We start from the raw sequence: 23,333 nt of genomic DNA, 5'->3' as shown, positions 1-23,333 counted from the left end.
CTCCCAACTACTGAACAATCAGATTTTGATCATCGATCATTTGCTGAAGCACCTGTGCTTCGGTCAACCCTGCGCCGTAGTAATCCTCAAGATTGAGGTCACTCAGCACAATGGTTTGCACCGCATTCACGCCATCAGTCTTGATGTTGATATGCAGATCCGCACCGGTTTGCACCAAGTCGACAAACTGATCGGCGCTCGCGCCGTCACTCACACCCAGACCAGACAAAATCGCACTGAGATCAATGGTGTCGCTGTTGGCAGACATATCAAACCCTGCGATGGTATCGACCGTCGCATCCCCCACCGCCCCTAAACTGTCTGAGTTGAAGACAAACAGATCATCGCCACTGGTGGCAGTTAAGCTGCTGTCCCCGGTTGCCAGTAACTGCACATCCAACTCTTGGCTAATTCCTGTCGCCGTCTGACCACCCAACTGCGCACTTGGCGTCAGTGTGAGGGTGAAACTCTCGGCGCCGGTGTAACCGGAGACAATACTGAGGTTGGCCACATCGTTAACCGGAACGAGCCATTCGCCCGACTCTTTGCTGCCAGCCGACAGGGCCAAACCATCGGGTAATCCCGAAATGGTCAGATACCCTTCTTCTCCATCGGCTGGGTTAACCATGCTCATATCAAGATTGAGTGGAATGGCACCACTCGCTTCCGCCACGATGGTGACGTAATCCAGCGTCAAAATGGGCTCATCGGGTACCGGAGCTAATTCAACAACAATAGTTTGTGTTTGCGCCTCACCCAAATCTGTCGCCAGAGAACCCAACACAATGTTCTTGTCGAAGGTTTGCGCGGTCATGGTCAAGTTGAGTGTGCCAAAGGCATTGCCTGAGTAGAGTTCGATATTGCCGACCTCACTGGCTCGCACAATCACTCTCGCCACCCAACTACCATCACCGAGCTGAGTGAATGACGCTTCATGACCATCGACGATGATCTTATCCAGCCCGCTCAATGCGGAAGGATCGGAGGTCAATTCGGCATGCAAGGTCAGCACAATAAACTCATCGCTATTGGTTTCATTGCTGCTGATGGTCACAGGGATAGAGAGCGCTTCTCCTTCCGTGCCTGTGTATTGGCTATCCAATCCAAAGAACTGTACATCATCACCCACCGGCAGCACGCCCACTGTCATCGTGCCAGAAGTGTGGACAATATCGGTGGTGCCGATTTCTTGCGTAATGGCATCAATAGTCAACAAAATATCGCCACTGAAATCCAGCGGAGGCAGAAGATAGAGTTCACCCAGTCGGCTTGGATCTAGCTGCCATTCACTGGTTGGCTTGCCGGCAAACGTGCCGCCATCGAGACCATTATTTGGCAACAGTTCATAGCTCTCACCCACTTTGTAGACCAGCACAGCGCCATCAGGCACGCCCTTAATCATCGCCGATAAGGTCTCGGAACCATCTTGGTCTATCAAACTGACATCCAATCCAGACAGGGCGATATAGCTATCTTCATCACCTTGAACATTGTTGGCCACGATGTTGGCTGCATCCGTTATCGGTTCAATGTGAATGGTGACGATCGATACCTTGTCTTGCGTGTCGGTTTGCGTGACGCAATCCGCAGCATCGGTAATGTTCGCGTGCACTTCCAAGGTAATATCACCACTGTAATGCGCCGGAGGGACAAGGCTGATATCGGTCAGTCGCGTCGCGTCGTTAATGGTGTACGTTCCATCACCGTTGTCGGTGAGCAAGCCAGTGTCCGCTGGAGTTTCCACTAACGTGACGCCACTTGGCACTTTGATCATCAGGCTATTGATGGTCTCTTTACCCGTTGCACTGTTACCCTCACCACTGATGGTTTGTCCCGCCTCAACGCTGTCTCCCAGTACAACACTGAGGTCTAACTGAGTGACCACATCTTCATCCATCGACGTGATCGAGGAGACCACTAAGTCGTCAACCACTGGCAGAATTTCGATATCAATGGTTTGCGTCGTAGTGACGCTGTCACCATTGCAGCCAGAGGTTTCTTTGATTTCCACTTCGAGAGAAAGGCAACCCGCAAAGTCTTCATCCAAACCGGTGATTTTTAAACTCGCCATTGCTTCAGGCGGAATAACAAAGCCGACGATGTTACCGGCGCTGTCATACTCAATGGTGACCCCTTCTCCTTCAATCATTACGCCGTCTGGCAGTTTATCGGCGCTAATAAAGAATGAGAGTTCGTTATTTGGATCACTGCCAATATTACCATCGAGCAGACCAGACAAATCGAGGTCTTCTCCTTCGTTAAACTGCAACGCGTCATCACCCGGAGTCAGATCGCCAGGAGGCCCCACCGGATCACAGCTGCCGCCACCATCATCATGGCCGGTAAATTGCACTCGGATCGGCGCGTCGATAAAGCGGGCATCCTCCCCATCAATCACACGTGCTGAAATCACCAGATTAATAATCTCAGTATTTTGTGTCGACGAAATCGTCGCATCCTTGAGGATCAGCGCCGCCATCTCTCGCACGCTATCACTGGTTAGGCCATGCGCTGGGATCACCCAGTTTCCGTCACCGTCTTGAGTGGCCCCATTCGGGTGGTCGACAATCAAGGTTAAACCTGCCGGGACTTTGATGACGATATAATCAAGATACTCTGAGCCATCCACATCCATATCAACAAAACGCACCGCGTAAGTGAGATCGACGGGTCCGCCTTCGGTGTTAGCCAATACTCTTGGATTGCCTTCTAAGCGTGTGTCGAGTTCAACGCGGGCATCAAAATTCACTGCGATGGTCGCATCAACATATTTCTGGTCAATGGCGCCTGTACCAGAGGTATCCTGCACCAAATAAGTCACTGGAATATCGAGCGTACCACTGAAATCCATCGGTCCTTTGGCGGTTAAACGGCCACTGGTTAACAACGATTCCAGATCGGGGGAAAGAGAGTCCGTCAAGCTTGAGACATCTAATCCACCCGTAGGAATCGTTATTTCAACGCCATCAAAATAGAGCGTGATTCCCTGCTCTGGTGCATGAATCACGTAGCCAATCACCTCTTCGCTGCCATCGTTATCGGCTCCCAGCGAAGGCCATAAAGTAAGAGGAACGGCGTTGTCTTCCACACCCAAGGAGCTGAGCGTTGAGCCAGAGTTCTCATCCACTTGCGGCTTGATTTCAATATCTACCGTCATGGGAAACTCGCCCGAGTCACCATCTGGCTCAGTGGAGATCACTTTAAGCGAGAGTTGCAATTGACCACTGTAATCCTCAGGTACTTTGAGATACAAGTTGGCCAAATCGCTATTAGTCACTTGATAAATGATCCCTGTGATTGGGTCTTCACCCGAGATCGGCAAACTCACCGGCTGCCCAGCAGCATCCACGAGCATTACGCCATCAGGAATGCCCGTGATCAAAATGTTGATCACTTCGGAGCCATCGTCATCTGAGGTCACCAAGACAAAATCAAGCGGGATCAATTGATCTTCGATGAAATCGACTTGGTTACTGATCACTTTTGTTTCTGCGTCATAACGCCAGTGGCCCTCTCCACCATCGACCGCCAACGGTTCATCAACCACGCCAGTGAGACGAATGGTAATGGTCTCTGTCACACTGTTCGCGCTTGGGTTTACAGGCACTAATCCATCAACATTGGACTCCACCGCAACTGCGGTGACTTTGACGCTCAACGTTTCGGTCACCGAACTGATATCCTCTTTCGGCACCAGATAGATGTGACCAGCCACCAGCTCAGCATCCGAGAACCAATAGGTCCCATCTTCGAGCCTTGAGGAAGTGCCCCCTTCGACGCTCCAACCCTCTGCCACTTCAAGCTTGTAGTAGAGCGTTTCAGAACCATCCGTATCGTTAAGATGTCCTTTAATAGCATCGTGGAGGTTCAACGGCTGATCTTCTAAGCCCGCAATGTTTTTCACAGATAGCGACGGCGTATCGGCATCCGGTCGGACATTGATGGTCACTTGCTGAGAAGCGACTGCGGTTTGATCGCTTGGACTGGCGAAGCTACTACCCGCTTCCGTTGCTATGGCGGTGACCGTAAAGGTGAATTGTCCAGAAATATTGGTGTCAGATCGAATCGTCATGCGATTCAATTCTTCTTCGCTATAGGCGGTGGTTTCGTTGACTTGGCTGCCATCGAGCCAAACGGTAATTCCCGCTGGAATGCCGGAGATCAGATAACTGAGGCTCTCAGAGCTGTCGCTGTCGACAAGATCGGCGTTCAACGTCAACGTTAATGGCTCTGAACTGTCTTCAACAAGGGTGTAGTCATACTGTAAATCAGCTTGCCATGTCGGTACATCCGCAACGGGGAACACATTGACATCAATGGTGTCCGCCAAGGTTTCACTGCCTGTGGTACTGGCGATGATTGCGCTGACCGCCAAAACAATCGTAGCGGTATTGCTGGCTAAATGGGTTGCAGGTTGATAGGTCAGTGCGCCTGCCACCGTCACTTGGTTGCCAATCATCAACAACTGACTACCCGAGAGAATAACTTTGCCACCCACCGCATTAAGCGCGACGCCATCGAGATATAAGGTGCCTCCTTGCAGAGAGTTGGCATCAATCTCTATCGAGTCCACCACCTCTCCTTGATCGCGATCGCCCAGTGCAACGACGATGGAAAGTGTCCCTTGTTCATCTTCCCGCATCTCGAGATCTTCAACGCGCAAGATTCCCGCCGTATCATCCAAGACCAGCGTTGCGGTGCTGGTCACTTGGTCGCCGTCGCCATCAATAACGACATAACTTACCGTGTCCGAAATCGCAGGAACCGTGGTCACACTTGGGTTGGTGGTTAATTCAAATGTGCCATCTTGATGCACGACTAATGTGCCGTACACCTCGCTTGGTACATTCGGGTTAACGAGCTGAATGGTCACTGGTGAGCCATCCGCCGAGAGCGGATAGGTTGTACCGCGATACGTAACGCTGCTGATTTCAGCGCCATCGGCACCCATCACTGATTCAGGCAGCAAGTTGGTGGTGTAACTGTCTCCTTCCACCAGCTCGACACTGGTGTTTTGTGCAATGGGCACATCATCGGTCACCGTCACAGTTAAAGTTTCGGTGGAAGAGATGTCGCCATCGGCATCGATGACCCACATTTCAAAAGGCAAATCGAGTAAGTTGGTGCCGTTACCATCAGGGTGATCAAGCGCTCCTTGTAATGAAAAATCAACCTTACCATTGTTGTTTGGACGGATTTTAAACACCACTTCCCCAGCACTGTTTTTAGCAATAAACCAGCCGTTGCTGTTTTGCGCGTGCAGTGTGATGGCTAAGCCACCGCTGGTGAACCCGTGTGCATTAAACGCCGCGACATCAATTTGAATGTCGGCAACGTCATCGCTGCCACCATCGATGCTCAAAACGTGTTTAACGCTTTCTATCCCATTCTCGGTTCCGTCACCGACAATGCCATGTTCATCGACAGTCACGTTGCCTGCCACCGTCAGCACTGGCGTTTCGCCATCGTAGATAATCAAGGTGCTGTCACTGGTGACAAACGTGCCATCAGAATCCGTTGCGGTGACTGGCAGAGAGAGAGAAAGCTGGTTGTCTGCCTCCGGTTTATGGTGATCGACAGGTAAATAGAGATGAACAGAAAGCTCAACGTTGATCGCGGTATCCGCCTCAACATTCACATCATCAGGCAACGTCACGGTCAGCACTCGTGTACCATCGGCTAGAACCGCATCGTAGCTACCATCACCGTTGACTCGCCAGACAATCGCTTCACCATTGTGCGTCAGTGCCACGCCATTGCCATCAATCACTGCTTGACCATTGGCCACGGCTAATGTCACCGCCACAATGGGGTCGGTATCGGCGGTGACCACCAGATTCACACTCGCTTCAGCGGTGATACCCGACGGGGTTAAATCATCTTTCGGCAGCTCGGTAATCACCAGCGTGCCTGAGCTCAATTCACCTTGATGGCCGTCTTGGATTTCAATGTCAAGAGGCAAGCGTTGAACATCACCATCCGTATCCCTCACGCTGATCACCAGCGGAATCGTGTCGATTTCATCTGCATCGTGTTGGTCGAGTGCTTGATACAAGGTGAACTGATAGTTGATCACAGAATCATTTTCTGAACTCGGCTCTTCAATCACCACTTGGAAAATCACATTGCTGATATCGCCCACATACGCTTGCAATACATTGCCGTTTGGCGAGATGGTATACGCGATCTCCTCACCACCACTGGTTAACGTTGGCTGACCAGCCAAATCGAAATACAGCTCAGCGATCGGATCACTGCCCACGGTGACGTTCACCGTACCGTTGTCGACAAGACTGGATTGGGTTAGCAGCCCTTCTTCATTAAGGAACACCCCATCACCATTGGCGAGCGTAGGGTTAGCGCCATCGTTGATATGCCATACAAAATCACCGGAAATCAACGTGGTACCATCGCTGTCGGTGCCTGTGATGGTGACTGGTAAACGAGTCACATCGTCACCATTCGCTTGATTGATCGGACGATTCAACGTCAGTGTTAAGCTGGCTTGTACGTCGCTGCCACTGAGCACCGCGCCGCTGATGGCAAGGGTAAAAATCACCTCACCGCCCGTCGAACTGGCGGTAATGGTTTTCCCATCAGTGCTCAGTTGGTAGCTCAACTCGAGTAAACTTTCCCCACTGGTCAGGTTCAATGCATCAAAATCCAGCAGCGCAGATTCATCAAAACGCAGCGAGTCCGGATCAGGATTATCCGAACCGCCCGTCACATGAATAGTGCTGTTCAACACCTGCGCATCCGCCGTGATTAGAGACTCGGTCACCGTTTGATTGCTCGATTCAATGCGCCCAGCTTCCCCATCACGAATATCGATCACCACATTGGCGGAGTCGTAATCGTAGCTTTTATCCCCTGCGATGTAGGAAAACGTCACTTGCTGGCTTTGGTTATGGTCGAGATCTCGGCTGACGGCCATGGTCCAACGACCATCGGAATAGATAGTAAGGATGCCCTCTGGCAGCGTTAAGCTCAGTGGTGTGCTTTGCGAAACCACATGCGTTTCACCGTTAATCAAAATACTTTTCACCAGCAGTGGCGCATCAAGGTCAAAATCGTTGGCAAGCAGGTTACCAAACTCATTGTGCCCTTCTGTTGCCAGGTAATGGTCATCAAACGAAATCGGTTGAGAGTCGAGCACGACAATGGAAACGGGGGCAACGACGGTTTCACTGGTGCCATCGGCATCCGTTTGTGTCGCTTGAATCAACAACGAGGTGTGCGTTGCATCCAAGTCGCGAATTTCATCGATCGGCTTTTTCAGGCTGATCTTCACTTGGTCACCTACTATCTCGGCCGTCAACACCTGCTGACCATCCGTGCGAGTGGCCGTCAATGTTTGACCATCGGGCGAAATGACCACGGTTAATGCCAAGCCTTGCGAAGTCAAAGAAGCAAACGCACTTTGATCGCTGTGGAACGTAAATTCACCAAATTGGATATTGAGATCAACCGTCGCATTTTGCTCACCTAGAATGCCGACGAGCGCCTCAACAAACACGGCGCCGTCTGGGTAGATCACCGTTGGCATGCCGTCGTTAGCTGGGTTACCAGCCAAATCTGTTACGTCAGCTTGAATTTGCCACTCACGGTTTTGATCTAAAGTCGCAATATCCACGCCTTCAACCTGCCATGAGCCGCTGGCGCTGACTAAGGTGGTGTAAGTCAGCGTGTTCACCCCATCGCTGATCGTCACCGTGACGGTTTGATTTTCTTCCGCTGTGGTCGTGCCCTGAAGGGTTGTTAAGCTGCCAGAACGAAAATCTACCACGCTCAAGCCATCAAGCGTATCGATGTCAATTTGTGGTGGCAAAGTATCAATCACATGCACCGAATCACTGGCCGTCGCCACGTTGCCCGCCACATCACTGACCGACGCTGTCACCGCAATCGGCCCGTCAGCAAGGCTAGAGAGATCCGCGTCGGCAACTTCCCAGCGTCCGTTTACCACCGTGGTGCTAAACGTCAGCACTTTGCCCGCGTGATCCGTCACCGTGACGGAAACCGTTTGTCCCTCTTCGACAAAAAAGACGCGACCAAACAGATCGGTGGCGGTCACTTCAGTTGCGTTGAGCAGCGCATCACTGCCTGAGGCGATATTCACGCTGATCAGTGCGCGCGTGTCTTTGACAATGGTATCGGTGTCCGTGGTGGGATTGCCTGCGACGTCAATTGTCTGCGTATGCACGGTGAGCTCACCTTCAGCAAGAGCAGAGAGATCTTCGTTAATTGACCAACTGTTGCCACTCACGGTCGCTGTGAAGGTTAAGCGATTACCGAGATGATCCACCACTTCAATATCTATGCGCTGGCCATCTTCCACATTGCTCACTGTCCCAGTGATACCACTGGTGGTGATTTCGGCTTTATTGAAGAACTCATCGCCATTGCCTTGGAAATCGGTGCTGATCTCCGCCAAGGTGTCTTTGATGGTGGAATCACTGGCCGACACGGAATGGCCATAGACGTCGTGAATTTCCGCTTCCACCGTCAGTGGCCCTTCCGCCAATGAGCTGAGATCAACCGGACTCACTTGATAGGCGTTATCGGAAACGCGGGTGGTAAAGGTCAGCACCTTTCCATCCACATCCGTGACGGTAATGGTAACGAGGCGTAAATCCTCAACATCCACTGTGTTACCGTGAATACGCACTGCGGGGACTTCAAACTGGTTTTCGTAGCCATCGCCACCATCGTCAATCACCACGGTGATCTCTGCGCTATCAACCAACGGAGGAAAGACAATCGCGTCTTCAATCACGATGGGCAGTGGCGTTAGCACCGTTTCAGTGGTGCCATCGGCATCGGTTTGCGTTCCCGCAATCATCAGGTCCGTGAGTAGGCGCTGTGCATCGCCGTGGTCCACCGGCAGGAAGAGTTGCAACTGAACTTGCGCATTGGAGGCAATATGCGCCGTCAGTAAAATTTCACCATCGGCACGGGTGGCGGTTAAGGTCAGCCCATCGGCTGAAAGCGTGCTCGTAATGCTTTGACCAAACGAAGTCAGACTTTCTAGATCCGTTTGAACCTCATGGAATCGGAATTGCGCTTGTTCCACATTGATATCGGATGTTGCGCCGCTGCTGCCAATCGCCACCGTCAAATCTTCATACACGGTCACCACATCAGGGAAAGTGAGCGTGGGCATGTCATCCACCGCACTGTTTCCTGCGGCATCGGTCACCGTGGCGGTGAGTGTCCATGTCGCGCGGTTGTTCAAGGCGCTTACATCAATGGTTGCAAATTGCCAGCTCCCCGCGGCGTCCACGCTCGTGGTAACACGAATACTTTGAGTGCCATCGCTGATGGTGACCACCACTGGTTGGCCAGCTTCTGCTCCCGTTGTGGTGCCTTGCAACGCGGTATTGGTCCCTAATTTAAACTGCAGAATGTTGAGACCATCGAACGTATCAATATCAATGGTTGGAGCCGTGGTATCTACCGTCGCACTATCCGTTGCCGTTGCGGGGTTGCCTGCCACATCGACGGTCGAGACGGTGGCAGATATCTCGCCATCCACAAAGCCTGAAAGATCGAGATTATCGATTGCCCATGCCCCACCCACAATCGTGGTTTGCACTGTCATGGTGTTGCCTGCCGAGTCCGACAGCACCACATTCACGCTTTGGCCATCTTCGATATGACTAACCAAACCGCTGACTTTTACCGAAGTCAACTCTGCTGGATTCAATAAGTCGTCATCACCACTGTCAATCTCAACCGTAATGGACGCTTGAGTATCTTTCACTATGGTGTTGTGTGAGGTGGTAGGGTTGCCCGCGATATCAATGGTTTGAGCGTGTACCGTCAGTTCACCATCACTTAACGTGCTCAAATCAACATCCAAAGACCATTGGTCGCCCGATACCACAGTGGTAAACGTCAGTCGTCCGCCTTGTCCATCTATGATTTCAATGTTGATGGTTTGTCCATCTTCCACGTTGGCCACGTGGCCATTGAGCGTGGTGGTGGCCACTTCAAACTGATTTAAAAATGCATCCCCTTGACCATCAAAGGCAACATCAATTTCAGCCAATGTGTCTTTGATGGTGGTGTCGTTGGCGGTGATGACTTTGCCGTAGGCGTCATGAATTTCTGCCTCGACCGTGAGCGGCCCTTCGGCAAGCGAGCTCAAATCGACAAGGAAAATCTGATATTGGTTGTTCTCCACTCGGGTGGTGAAAGTGAGTGTCGCACCCAACGAATCGGTCACGGTAATGGTGACTAAACGCAGATCCTGAACATCCACCGTGTTGCCGTGAATCCGCGTGCCAGGTACTTCGAGAGCATTTTCGTAGCCATCGCCGCCATCGTCGATAGTGACCGTCAACGACGCACTGTCCACCAACGGCGGGAAGACTATCGCGTCCTCAATCACAATCGGCAACGGTGCAATCACCGTTTCCGTGGTGCCGTCGGCATCCGTTTGGGTACCTTCCAACAAAATTTGCGTCAGCAAGCGTTGTGCTTCGCCATGATCAACCGGCAAAAAGAGGGACAACTTAACTTGGCTATTGGTTTCAATTGCAGCGGTCAATACCGTTGCCCCATCGCCACGAACAAGGCTCAAGGATAGGCCATCGGTTGAAATCACCACTGACACGGATTGACCAAGGGAGGTCAGTGCGGCGAGATCGGACTGCGTGCCGTGAAAAGTAAACTGGGCGTTTTCAATATTGATCTCCGACAGCGCCTCGCTGCTGTCGAGAATCACGGCTAAGTCTTCCCACAACGCCACGGTGTCTGGAATATCCAGCGTTGGCGTCTCATCGGTGGCGCTATTGCCTGCAGCATCGGTCACCGTGGCGGTTAAGCTCCAACTTTTCGCAGCATCCAGCGCACTGACATCGATGGAGGAAAACGACCACACGCCAGCCGCATCCACGGTTGTTGTCACCGAAATGGTCTGAGTGCCGTCGCTGATGGTCACCACGACTGGCTGTCCGGGTTCTGCCCCAGTGGTACTGCCTTGCAGTGCAGTTTCTGTGCCTTGCTTAAATTGAACAATCTCAAGGCCAGTTAAGGTATCAATGTCGATCGTGGGCGCGGTGGTATCCACGATCGCTGTATCTTCTGCTGTGGCAGGGTTACCCGCCACATCGATGGTACTGGCGGTGGCACGGATTTCGCCATCCGTAAGAGACGAAAGATCGAGATCTTTGAGTGACCACGCACCCGAGACGACAACGGTAGTGAACACTAACTTCGCACCAGAGGTATCCGTCACCACCACTTGCACCGCTTGGCCATCTTCAACATGGCTGACGACGCCAGAGAGCGTCACAGCACTCAGTTCGGTCGGATTCAGTGCCTCATCCTCGCCACTGTCGATGGCGATGGTAATCGCCGCTTGCGTATCTTTAACAATGGTGTCACTTGCGGTGGTCACATTACCGGCAACATCGATGGTCTGCGTATTGAGCGTCAATTCGCCATCCACCAGCGATGAAAGATCGGCTTCGATTGTCCACGTATTGCCCGCCACAAGCGTCGAGAACGTTAAGGTGTTCCCTAGAGCATCGATCACCTCGATATCAATGCGCTGACCATCTTCTACCTCGGTGACTCGGCCTGTCAGTACGGTTTTGCTCACTTCAAACTGATTGAGAAACTCATCGCCATTGCCTTCAAACTCCGCGGTGATGTCTGCCAAGGTATCTTTGATGGTGCTATCGGTGGCTTGAATGGTCTTACCATAGACATCGTCGATATGAGCCTCGACGCTCAACGGCCCTTCGGCTAAGCCCGTCAAATCAACTGGTGAGATTTGGTAACGGTTGTTTTCTACTCGAGTGGTGAATGTCAGCGTATTGCCATCCACATCGGTCACAGTGATCGTTACTAATCGGAGATTTTCCACATCGGTTGTGGTGCCATGAATGACGACGGCGGGGACTTCTTGCGCATTCTCGTAGCCATCGCCACCGTCGTCGATGGTGACGGTGATCGCCGCGCTGTCAACCAGTGGAGGAAAAACGATCGCATCGCCAATCACCACCGCCACCGGCGCAACCACCGTTTCGGTTGTACCATCACTGTCGGTTTGCGTACCTTGAATCATCAGCTCCGTCAGTAAGCGTTGGGAGTCACCGTGATCGACTGGCAAAAAGAGTTGAATTTTGACTTCTTGATTATTGAGAATGCTGGCCGACAACACCACTTGACCATCGGCTCGCACCGCCGACAAAGAAAGACCATCGGCAGAGATGACCACAGAGATGGACTGACCAAGTGAGGTCAGCGAAGACAAGCTGCTTTGCTCGTCGATGAAAGTGAAATCGGCATTATCAATATTGATTGGCGAAAGCGCGTCACTGCTGCCAAGAACAACGGCAATATCTTCATTGACGCTGACCACATCAGGCACAATCAGACTAGGCATATCGTCGCTTGCGCGGTTGCCAGCGAGATCCGTCACCGTTGCGTTCAATTGCCATTCCAAATTGGCATCCAACGTCGAAAGATCAATGCTGTCGAACGACCAATTGCCAGCCGCATCAACTTGGGTGAGCGCTTCAACCGTATTCACCCCATCGGTGATGGTGACTAAAACCGGCTGCCCAGCTTCTGCGCCCGTGGTGGTGCCTTGCAAGGCCGTGTCTGCACCGGATTTAAAATCGATGATCTGCAGACCAGTTAAGGTATCAATATCGATGGTAGGAAAAGTGGTATCTAGCCCTGCGCTATCGGTCGCAACAGCGGGGTTACCCGCAACATCTTTCGTCACCGCCAACACGCGAAAATCACCATCGGCAAACTGAGAAACATCGATATTATCGATCGACCATTGATTGCCCGACACCGAGGTAATAAACCACTGGGCATGGCCTGCCGAGTCTACTAGGACAACTCGAATCGCTTGTCCATCTTCAACATTGGCCACCTCGCCGTAGACACGAACGTTGCCACTCTCAGCATCGCTCACCAACTCATCATCGCCAGAGTCAATGCTTACCGTAATGGAAGCTTGCGTATCTTTGACGATGGTATCGCTTGCACTGGCAGGATTGCCTGCTATGTCGATGGTTTGAGCATGAATCGTCAGTGGGCCTTCCGCAAGGCTGCTTAAATCTTCATTGATCGACCAGGTTCCACCATTGACCGTAGTGGTAAAACGTAAGGTTTGGCCCAAGCTATCAATCACTTCGATATCGATGCGCTGCCCATCTTCAACATGGCTAACAGTGCCTGTCAGCCCCGAGGAAGAGATTTCAAAACGGTTAAAGAACTCGTCGCCTCGGCCATCAAACTCGGTGGTGATCTCCGCTAAGGTATCTTTGATTGTGGTGTCAGAGGCTTGAATAAAGTTGTCGAGTTCATCGGTAATGGTTGCGGTGACAGTCAAGGTGCCTTCATCAAACCCACTGGCATCAATGCCTTCAACGCGGTACTCACCTTGAAAAACCGTGGCGCTAAACACTTGCTGTTGACCGGAAGCATCGGACAAAACCAACTGAACGAGGCGGCCATCTTCAACATCTGTCGTGGTACCGAAAATCGCAATGCTCGGCACTTCCTGCGCATTTTCGTAACCATCGCCACCGTCGGCAATCGTCACCGTGATCGTGGCGTCGTCATCCAAGAGATAAAATTGCGCGTCTGGGCTTTCACGCTCAGGCGTGTTTTCATAATCTGTCGGCAGCGTGTCATAACCGGATTGAGCCAACACCTCACGCAGTTCAGGGCGAATGAAACCGAATAAGCTCGCGCTTTCAGAAGAAAGGTCCTGATCCGAAGATGGCGCATCGTTTGGCGTTGTAGGGCGTTGGTATACTGGCTCTGCGTCAATAGGATCGTCAATGTTAACGGCATCACTATCATTGATGGGTAGCGGTGTTTCTTTAACGTACTTCACCGTTGGGTCAACCACCTCATCGGCTTGTACGGCAACCCACTGACCGTCCGGCATAATTTTCCAAACTACGCCATCAATTTCGATATAAAGTACCGGTTTCATTGTCATTTCCCTATGCCACTGCGCTTACTGCTATAAATTTAATGCATGCCAAACAAACTCACAAGGTTTGACCTATCATTTAAGCTTATGTTTTTTAAATTAAATCCACACTTCATTAACAGATTCACATGCCAAATGAGCCTCTCTCAATTATTGAACAAATTGATACCATTCAATTCAGTTCGTTTCATAACCAAATTCATCACTCAATATTCATCTAACTCTTTGTCTTCGCAAAAAACTTCACGATTACTTCACATTTGATGATGAATAATCAACACCATCAAAAAGAGGAAGTCATTATGAAAAAAATCCTATTAGTGCCATTTGTTTTGCTTGCATCTCACTCCGCTTTTGCTGCTTTCGACGCTCAACAGCAGCAAGGTGGTTTTACGGGTCCAAAAGTGGGCGGCGTCAACACGGTAGCCAATGCACTGACCGCACGCGATGATACGGCCGTTGAACTGACAGGGAACATCGTTCAATCCCTAGGAAATGAAATCTACCTATTTAAAGATGCGACTGGCGAAATTCAGGTGGAAATCGATCACGAAGATTGGCGTGGGCAGAATGTCGCTCCAAAAGATAAAGTGCTCATTATTGGTGAAGTAGACAGTGAACTCGTGTCGACAAAAATCGATGTGGACTCTATCCAAAAACTGTAAATAACATCTGCCTCTGTGTTGCTCTGCGTACCAAACGACGTTGAAACGCCATTACTCAACTCGTTTGGTATTCTTCAAATTCACAAACGTTTATTTTGAACAACATTGACATACACACTTACTTTCATTATTTTCTTTCGCCGACTTTCCCACGTTCATTAAACGTAAATAAAATTCAAATTAATATAATCCTCACCTATCTCCATTTGTAATCCTATTACGATTCCTCTGTAGGAACATTCTTACACAATCAAAATTTATTTTTAAAATTCAAAAGGTTATGTGAATTTATTAAAATCTCAAAATTTGACAAATTCTCACATAATTTTAATCTTATATTCCATATTTGAGGAATATAAGATGTTGAACGCCCACATTAGATTCGTTTCATTTCTAATTTTACTATCCGGACTGTTATTTTCGGGTAATGCACTGCCACAAGAAGAAAACTCTGAACAAGAAACGAATCCTCCATCAACAATAGTGATCGGCATCACCTCAAAATCGATCAACCCATCACTGGATAGTGAATCGTTGGGCGTTTATTGGGGCGTCAATGTTGAATACCTAAGAAATATCGCCAAAATTCTCAACATCAATATTCAACTGAAACATTATTCAAACGTCGTTGAGCTGCTGCATGACGTTGAAACCGGTGCAATTGATGGCACAGTAGGTTTTGCAAAAACACCAGAAAGGATGAACCGTTTTCTCTTTTCTAAACCTCTATTTAAAAGCAGTGTTTCCATTTGGTTCAAAGAAAGTTTTTATCAAACAAGGCCATTTAGCACGCTCAATTGGACGTGTGTTCAGGGCACTTCTTACTGCGAATATTTAAGAATCAAAGGCATTAAAAACATTCATTATGCTCTGAATTTTACTGACGCCGTTGCGATCATGAATAAAGGGCAAGCGAATGCGTTTATCTCGTCATTTGTCACGATTAACGAATATCTCGACAAGCATGATGTTGTACGTGGCGCCGTTGAAATACCCGATTGGATAGAACCAGAAGAGATCAGTTTTATTACCGCGAAGAACAACGTCGCATTAATGGAGAGTATTGACAAAGTTTTAGAATGGGAAGTGAAAGGCAAGAATATTCGCTCGGTTGCATCGAATAATCTTTACCATCTTAATGACAGGCTTCTTTCTGAATATCGCAGGGAGCATCATGACGATTCTGTCATCACATTCAGCACCAGCAATAACGCCTACCCATTTTTTGAAATATCAGACAATGGTGAACAAAGAGGGTTATTAGCCGATTTTCTCGATTTGATCCAGTCACGTTCTGGTTTAGATTTTGAATATAAGAGCCCTATATTTGAATACAATCAAGAGCTTGCTACGTTCAATGCCAATATTATTCCTGTTGCCTACATTGATCGTGTGGAATCACCTAATTGGCTCCTCACTAAGCCCTTTATGCAGATAAAGTTTCACAAAGTGGAGTTGGCTTCAGCTAAAGCCATTAATAATAGAAAACCGATCTCTGGCATTTTACTCAGCTTACAAAAGCAAGGGCTGATCCATATCAACGCTTGGAATAATGAAAACTTCAGAGAATATTCTGACATTAAAAAGCTGATGAAGGATTTGGAAGACGGAAAAATTCAATCGGCATATTTATCTGATGATGTGCTTTACAGCCTTTTATCTCAGTTCAATAAAGGGCAATTGAAAATCGACAAATCTCAAGAGAAACGTTTTTCAATCGCATTTTCTGTGTCTAATCATGACATTAAGTTAAATAAACTGCTCGATAGCATTATCGACACCATCGATAGTAAAGAAATCGAGAAAATAAACAAAAGTTATCGAGACTTTAATCTCACGTATGGCTACGACTCAGAAACCGTTATTTTTTCTGCCATTATCATATCGGTTTTATTAATCATTATTGCGATCATTATTTATTTCGTGATTACCAATATGAAGCTCAAAGTGAGCTTAGCGGAAATTAACGCCGACAATGAAGAGAAAGAGAAACAGTGGTTAACCCAAATCATTCAAGAACTGAATAACAAGGTTTTTATTCATGATGATAAGGGACAACTGGTTCTTAGCAACTGCTCTGAGTATCTCAAAGGCCACTGCACGAATTGCCAAATTAAGAACGCCGCAACACAAATCTCACTCGTTGGTGATTTCGAGGAAGTGCAGCAAGTCCTGAGCGGTAAACGAATCAAAGAGTACAGCCAGACCGTCAATTGTGATTTGCAAATTGAGCACATTTATCGCGAGCGCAAAGCCATTCGCTCTTTAGATCATCGCAAGCAGTTCGTTTTAACCGTATTGCAAGATGTGACGGCGCAAAAAGAGCGCGAGGCCGCACTGATCGCCGCTCAGCATGAAGCACAAAGTGCAGTGAAAGCACGCGAGCGATTCTTGGCAACCATGAGCCATGAATTGAGGACGCCACTCGCCGCGACTTATGGCTTGCTCGATTTGGTGGCAACCCACTCCACCAGCGAACGAGACAAAGAGTTGGTGTTACGAGCCAAGCAGTCGCTAAACCACCTCAATCTGTTGGTGGATGAGGTACTTGATTACTCAAAACTGGAAGCGGGCGAGTTGCAGATTCATCCAGCGAAAAATGAACTGTTGCGTCTGTTGAGCCAAACCTTGCGCGGGTTTGAAGCCAAAGCCAACAGCAAAGGGCTGGACTACACGGTGAACATCATTCCGTTCTCATTGAGGTGGGCGATGATTGATGATCTCAGATTTAACCAGATCGTCAGTAATTTGATTTCCAATGCCATCAAGTTTACTGAACAAGGAGACATTACGCTGACAGCGCAAGTGGTCGACGAGCGATTACTTCTGACCATCAAAGACACTGGTATTGGTATGACGCAAGAGCAACTGGCCAATATCTTCAAGCCCTTTGTTCAAGCTGATGACTCCATCACCAGACAATTTGGCGGGACAGGATTGGGATTGGCCATTGTTGAACAACTGTTGAAGCAAATGGGTGGTCACATCGCGTTGCACAGTGCGTTGAATGTCGGGACCCAAGTTGACATTGAACTGCCACTGACCCTGTGTGAAGGCGCTTATCCTGAGCTGAACGCCTTAAGCTATTCGTCACAATTACCTACGGTCATTCAGGATTGGTGTCAATGCTGGGGGCTGGTCAAAAACGACGCTAACCCAAGCGTAAACAAGGGGCTAAGCGGTGAATGCAACACGCTCAGTTGCCAGCCAAGCGGCTGTCAGAGAAACAGCGCACTGGAATGCACGCAATACCCAGATGCGTTATTGGATTGCTTACTAAAGATGACCAGTGCAGAGCAAGAACGCCACATCGAGGATATCCCGATGGACACACTGGCAGGCAAGGTGCTCGTGGCGGAGGACAACAAGATCAACCAGCACATTGTCAAAATGCAATTTGCCGAGTTGGGGCTCACCCCCATTGTGGTCAACAACGGCGTCGAAGCGCTGAACTACATGAAACAGCACGGCGATGTTGCCCTGTTACTAACCGACTTCCATATGCCAGAAATGGATGGCTATGAGTTAGTGAGAACATTACGTGCGAACGAGCGCTTTGCCACGCTTCCGGTTGTCGGCGTGACCGCTGAAGACTCGAGAATCGCCAATGAGAAATCGATGCAAAGTGGCATCAATGAAATTTTGTATAAACCCTATGACCTGAAACAACTCGGCGCATTATTGGCGCGCTACCTCGCCAAACCAAAGGCTCGAGAAAACTGGCTCGATAAGTTCTCGGAAAACGACGCCCAAGAAGTGGCGAAAGTCTTCATTGTCGAAATGGCCAAAGACTTAACGCAACTGAAACAAGCGGAGAGTGGCCACCAAATGAGAGCGGCAGTGCACAAGGTAAAAGGCGCATGTGGCGCGCTGGGCATTCAGCACATTGTCGCCCTTTGTGAAGACGCTGAATCAGTGGACATGGCGCACAAACCCGCGTTGGTGGAGAAAGTGATCTCTGAACTGGATGCGGAAATTAACCGAACAATCATGTGGATGGAAAGCTATGCGTAATGATTTGAAAATATTGGTTGTTGATGATCATCCGATCCATCTGACTTTGATGAAACAACAACTGGCAAAAATACCCAATACCCGTGTTGCCACCGAGCAAACCGTGGCGAGTGCCTTGAGCACCTTGTCTGATGATCACTACGATTTCGTCTTCTGTGATTTAGACATGCCACACAGCGATGGCATTGACTTGTTGATCTCACTGAATGAACAGAAATACACAGGCAATGTCGCGTTGATCAGTGCGCTGGACCGCCCGATTATTTCTGCCGTTTCAGCCATGTGTGAAAACTTTTCGTTTCAAGTGTTAGGCAAGATTAGCAAGCCTTACTCCAATAACGACATTCAGCAGTTACTGGACAACGCCGCCAACGCCCTAAAGCCTGCACGAAAATTGCGTCGAAGAATCGATGTGAGCGATCAAGAGTTCTTGTTCGATTTGGCCAATGGCCGTGTAAAAAACTACTACCAACCGTTAGTGGATTGCCGCACTGGTGACGTGGTTGGTTATGAAGCCCTGGCAAGATGGTTGCACCCTATCCACGGCATGCTCTCTCCTGCGCACTTTTTGCCCATCGTCGAGCGATGCAATCTCTCACATGAGCTGTTTGATATTGTCACGGATAACGCCATTCGCGACGCAAGGCACATCAACCAAGGCCAGCGTATCTCAATCAATGCGGATCAAATCAATATCGAAGATGGCAACTTCAGCGAGCGTTTTATCGCTAAGTGCCTAGAAAATCAGGTGGAGCCAAGCGTTTTTACTATTGAAATTACGGAAAACACGTCGTTTAGCAACAGCGTGGCACTGTATAAAAACTTGGCAAAACTGCGCCTCAACGGCGTCAATGTCTCTATTGATGATTTTGGAACAGGGCACTCCTCTCTCGAGAAACTTTCCCTGCTGCCTTTTAACGAACTGAAAATCGATCGCTCGTTTGTCTCCGAAATGGAAATAGACAGCAAAAAGCAGAAAATTGTCAATTCCATTTGCGGACTGGCGAAAAGTTTAAATTTAAAAATCGTCGCCGAAGGCGTTGAAAAACAATCCACTTGGAACATGTTGAAAAAATACAATATCGACGTTTGCCAAGGTTATCTCTTTAACAAACCGATGCCGATTGAGGCAATCAATATATTGAGCGCATAGCATGATAAATAAAGTCAACTGCCTGATCTTTGATGATCACCCAATGGTCTGTTTCGCTATCAAGACGTTAATCTTTCAGACTGTGATGGATTTGACTTCTTAAGACGCATCAAATCCCACGGTTATAAAGGCAAAGTGATCTTCTTTTCCGCGGAAACCAGCCAGCTGTTTAGCGAAATAGCCTTTCGCTTAGGCGCGGATGGTTATGTGTGCAAATCCGAAGATCAACGCATTTTGAAAGACGCTATCGACGCGGTGATCAACGGTTACACCTTTTTCAAATTCAAGCCTAATTCTGCGGTCAACCAAGCTCAACCAGAACTTTCAGACCGAGAAGCGGCCGTAATGAATTACCTTTTAAAAGGAAAAACCAACCGTGAAATAGCCAAAATTTTGTCGATCAGCGATAAAACCATTAGTACCTACAAACGGCGATTGCTGAATAAATTCAATGTCGAAAACATCGTTGATTTAGCAAAACTCGTTTCACTATAAAAATAACAATCACCACCATCAGCCGAGAAAGAAAATGAAAAAAAGTTTAAGCCTGGCCTTTTTGTTTGCCACACTTTCTTTTTTATCGTGTTTAATTGCACTGGCTATTTATGCCGTTTCCATTGAAGTGGAGCGATTTGATAGGCACGCAGACCGTTTAGAAAGTATTAAAAACTACGTGGTAACCATGGGCTTATTAACCCAATCCAACATCAATGCCTCTGAGAAAAAGGATAGGAAGAACATCATTCAATCCACTCAACGTTCGTTTGAAGAGTATATTTACGCCATAGACAATTCAGAATTGGATTATTATGAAGCGGTTGCCTATAAAACCATGCATGAAACAAGAAACTATTTCATGAGCTTGTTTAATAATAAAAATTCCGTTTTTTATTACCGCTCTTACTCCGGTAAAAAGTATCTGCTTGATCGCAAAGTCAACGGCTTCAAAGTCGATGCGCGCAAGTTCAGCGAAAACTGGTGTAAAACACAATTTGTCTGCACTCAGTACGCATGGCCAGATCAACTGTTGGATCGCGCAGTGGTGTCCACCATCTACCACGACAGCGATCTAGGAGAAAACTTAATTTCTGTCTCTAGCCCTGTCTATTCAAGCGAAGAGGAAAATGAAATTGTCGGCGAATACGTCTTTAGCCTTTTTTACGACCTCAAAGACAGAAATGTGGAAACTATCTACAACCAAGGGTTTAAAACCACGCTGTTAACCTACAATGGCTATCCTTTAGCTAAGTTTGCCTACACCAAAACCTACATTGCGGATAACAAAACCATTTTCTTATTTTCCTACCCACTTTCAAAATTGGTGATTGATTATTCGTATTTGTTTTTCGTTTTTCTGCTGTTGTTTTTTGTCTACTTGAGTCTGTATGAACAATCCAAAACCAGAAAACAGCAGTTAGATGAAGTCTCTTCCGAGGTGATCAAAGACGAGCTAACCGGGCTGCACAATCGAAAGATCTTCAATGACACTCTGTTTAAAGACACGCTGGAAGATTCTCAATACACGGTGATCGCCATTGATGGCGACGGTTTTAAAAACATCAACGACACCTTTGGCCATCACGTCGGTGATGAAGTGATTTGCCAAGTCGGTAAATCCATGAAGGCCACATTTCGCCGTGGTGATTTCCTCATTCGAACCGGAGGAGATGAATTTTTGGCGATATTGCCAGATTGTGACCACAGGAAAGCCAGTGAACTGGTTGGAAAGCTCAAGCAGCATTTAAAAAACAGCACTCTACCTTATAAAGATCTTACGATTGCAGTAAGCGCAGGGGTTGCCACGCGAGCACAAGGCGAAACATTGCAAGAATTGATGATGCAAGCAGATGAAGCGCTCTATAAAGCCAAGGAGAGCCGCCGATAGTGGTTTGCTTCACCATCCCCATCGTTTATCGACGTTATCTGCACGAATGGGGATTGGCAATTCGCAAACATCTAAAACAGAACTTAGGAGCGATGGATTTCCGCGATTTCGACAATGGACTTCGCGTTGTACTTCTTCAAAATTCGAGCTTTGTAGGTGCTGATGGTTTTGTTGCTCAGCATCAAAAGCTCGGAGATCTTCTGATTACTGTAGCCTTGCATTAGGTAACTCAGCACCGTGACTTCGCGTTCAGATAACGCTTGTTGATCAGACTGAGCAGGTTGAGCTTTAAACATCGTATACCCTTTCAGCACGTTAACAATGGCATTGCTAAGTGTTGATTGACTCGCGTACTTGGTCAAATACCCATGCGCGCCGATGGTATACGCTACGTTGGACAGGCTGTCATAGTCATTGGAAGAGACAAAAAGCAGTTTTCCAACATAACCGTTGGCAAAAATTGACTTCGCTAAACTGATGCCATCTCGGCCTTCAATTAAAACGTCCATGATGATCAGGTCCACATTTTCCTCGCGCACACAGTCGAGGATCTGCTTAGTGTTTGTCGTAATGGTCACTTCAAGGGGATTAATCACCTCTTTGACCAATGAGGAGAGCGCTCTTGCGTAAAGGGGTTGTGAGTCGATAATCAATACTTTTTCTACTGTCATGTTTACTTTCTCTTTTTATCAACAACACTCCTTGTCTGTTTTGTAAGACACACAGCTTAATTGCTTGTAGGAAAATTCTGTTATTGCCACGTCATAAATTATTTTCTGCCCTGACACTTACATAACATACCACTAAATTAGCCAGCTCTAATTTAGGATAAATTTGGCATAACATACTGTTTTAAAAACATTTCGCTGTTTTCTCTCGGTCTATTTTTCAAAAATGGAAAATGACATTTTGTAAAAAAGAACAAAAAACAACCAATCCGAAATCAGAAAAGCCCTCACTGCGTTAAAACTATCAATAATCAACCACACATAAAAAAATAATATGTGACACTCTGCCAAAATAAATACAATTGATATTCATTCTCATTTACTTGTGCTATACATTTCCATCTGGGAATGTTCCCAAACTAAAAAAATAGGAAGTATCATGAAAACGATAAAATTACTTGGCCTACTGACACTTATTGCTTCATCTGTTGCCTCTGCAAACACAGCCATTACTTTTCCTGGTGAAGGCAGTTCGGTGCCAGACGCACCAGTCACTTTCCCAACCTCTTCAAAAACACCAATCACTTTTTACAATGGCTATACCATCAAAGATGGGATTTTCCGTTCAGAAGTAAATACATGTGTTGTTGAAGTCGATAATCCTGAATACGAAGCAAAACTCATTTGGGAAGGAAAAACACCGAAGCTGCTTATTGTGGGTAACACCGACCCATTCCCATGCCGCGCTGGCTTTACCGAGGCAATGGAAGTCGATCTAACCGCATTTTTGCAAAACATTCCCACCCATATCTTTGAATATTTGGAAGTGGCGAACCGCGTAAATATGCAACGTAGCTTCTAACTTCCACACGAACGCCTACCAAATCAGCCGCCAGATCTTCGGATCTGGCGATTTGCATAGAGTCACCGTTTCAACGTACGTCTTTACGCCCTCACTCAAGTCCTAGATTGAGAA

At 48.0% G+C, this 23,333-nt stretch carries 7 protein-coding genes and 1 pseudogene; 6 read left to right on the top strand and 2 right to left on the bottom strand.

Annotated features, from left to right (window positions below; all coding sequences use genetic code 11):
* Positions 1 to 7 precede the first annotated feature (7 nt).
* Positions 8 to 13,972 carry a T1SS-143 repeat domain-containing protein gene (locus VV1_RS22135; protein ID WP_043921223.1) on the bottom strand — a complete coding sequence of 4,655 codons (13,965 nt, stop codon included), beginning with the start codon at positions 13,970 to 13,972 and terminating at the stop codon, positions 8 to 10.
* A 302-nt stretch (positions 13,973 to 14,274) separates the two neighbouring features.
* Here VV1_RS22135 and VV1_RS22130 point away from each other — a divergent pair, with 302 nt between their 5' ends.
* The 5 genes and pseudogenes from VV1_RS22130 to VV1_RS22110 all read left to right on the top strand — a co-directional run bounded on the left by VV1_RS22130 (position 14,275) and on the right by VV1_RS22110 (position 21,689).
* Positions 14,275 to 14,637: a YgiW/YdeI family stress tolerance OB fold protein gene (locus tag VV1_RS22130; RefSeq protein WP_040110539.1), complete on the top strand. Its 363-nt coding sequence runs from the start codon at positions 14,275 to 14,277 to the stop codon at positions 14,635 to 14,637.
* A 360-nt stretch (positions 14,638 to 14,997) separates the two neighbouring features.
* The gene (locus VV1_RS22125) at positions 14,998 to 18,651 is read left to right on the top strand and encodes an ATP-binding protein (RefSeq protein WP_011082364.1); all 3,654 of its coding nucleotides are present in this window, start codon (positions 14,998 to 15,000) and stop codon (positions 18,649 to 18,651) included.
* The gene (locus VV1_RS22120; RefSeq protein WP_011082363.1) at positions 18,644 to 19,804 is read left to right on the top strand and encodes an EAL domain-containing response regulator; all 1,161 of its coding nucleotides are present in this window, start codon (positions 18,644 to 18,646) and stop codon (positions 19,802 to 19,804) included. The genes VV1_RS22125 and VV1_RS22120 overlap by 8 nt, the downstream gene beginning before the upstream one ends.
* 1 nt (position 19,805) lies before the next feature.
* Positions 19,806 to 20,299 (top strand): annotated as a pseudogene (locus tag VV1_RS22115) (LuxR C-terminal-related transcriptional regulator).
* Positions 20,300 to 20,333: 34 nt separating this feature from the next.
* The gene (locus VV1_RS22110; protein ID WP_011082361.1) at positions 20,334 to 21,689 is read left to right on the top strand and encodes a GGDEF domain-containing protein; all 1,356 of its coding nucleotides are present in this window, start codon (positions 20,334 to 20,336) and stop codon (positions 21,687 to 21,689) included.
* An 83-nt stretch (positions 21,690 to 21,772) separates the two neighbouring features.
* Here the strand turns inward: VV1_RS22110 and VV1_RS22105 are convergent, their stop codons facing one another.
* Positions 21,773 to 22,360: a response regulator transcription factor gene (locus tag VV1_RS22105; protein WP_011082360.1), complete on the bottom strand. Its 588-nt coding sequence runs from the start codon at positions 22,358 to 22,360 to the stop codon at positions 21,773 to 21,775.
* A 436-nt stretch (positions 22,361 to 22,796) separates the two neighbouring features.
* On the opposite strand from VV1_RS22105, the gene VV1_RS22100 reads away from it, so the two are divergent.
* Positions 22,797 to 23,219 carry a hypothetical protein gene (locus tag VV1_RS22100; protein ID WP_011082359.1) on the top strand — a complete coding sequence of 141 codons (423 nt, stop codon included), beginning with the start codon at positions 22,797 to 22,799 and terminating at the stop codon, positions 23,217 to 23,219.
* Positions 23,220 to 23,333: the final 114 nt, after the last annotated feature.

Origin of the sequence: Vibrio vulnificus CMCP6, assembly GCF_000039765.1 — a bacterium.
Classification (GTDB): domain Bacteria; phylum Pseudomonadota; class Gammaproteobacteria; order Enterobacterales; family Vibrionaceae; genus Vibrio; species Vibrio vulnificus_B.
This window is presented reverse-complemented; position numbering and strand designations above follow the sequence as displayed.

What these genes read in the sequence shown, in the direction of transcription:
- VV1_RS22135 (WP_043921223.1), bottom strand. Translation starts at nt 13,972, where the DNA reads ATGAAACCGGTACTTTATATCGAAATTGATGGCGTAGTTTGGAAAATT.
- VV1_RS22130 (WP_040110539.1), top strand. Translation starts at nt 14,275, where the DNA reads ATGAAAAAAATCCTATTAGTGCCATTTGTTTTGCTTGCATCTCACTCC.
- VV1_RS22125 (WP_011082364.1), top strand. Translation starts at nt 14,998, where the DNA reads ATGTTGAACGCCCACATTAGATTCGTTTCATTTCTAATTTTACTATCC.
- VV1_RS22120 (WP_011082363.1), top strand. Translation starts at nt 18,644, where the DNA reads ATGCGTAATGATTTGAAAATATTGGTTGTTGATGATCATCCGATCCAT.
- VV1_RS22110 (WP_011082361.1), top strand. Translation starts at nt 20,334, where the DNA reads ATGAAAAAAAGTTTAAGCCTGGCCTTTTTGTTTGCCACACTTTCTTTT.
- VV1_RS22105 (WP_011082360.1), bottom strand. Translation starts at nt 22,360, where the DNA reads ATGACAGTAGAAAAAGTATTGATTATCGACTCACAACCCCTTTACGCA.
- VV1_RS22100 (WP_011082359.1), top strand. Translation starts at nt 22,797, where the DNA reads ATGAAAACGATAAAATTACTTGGCCTACTGACACTTATTGCTTCATCT.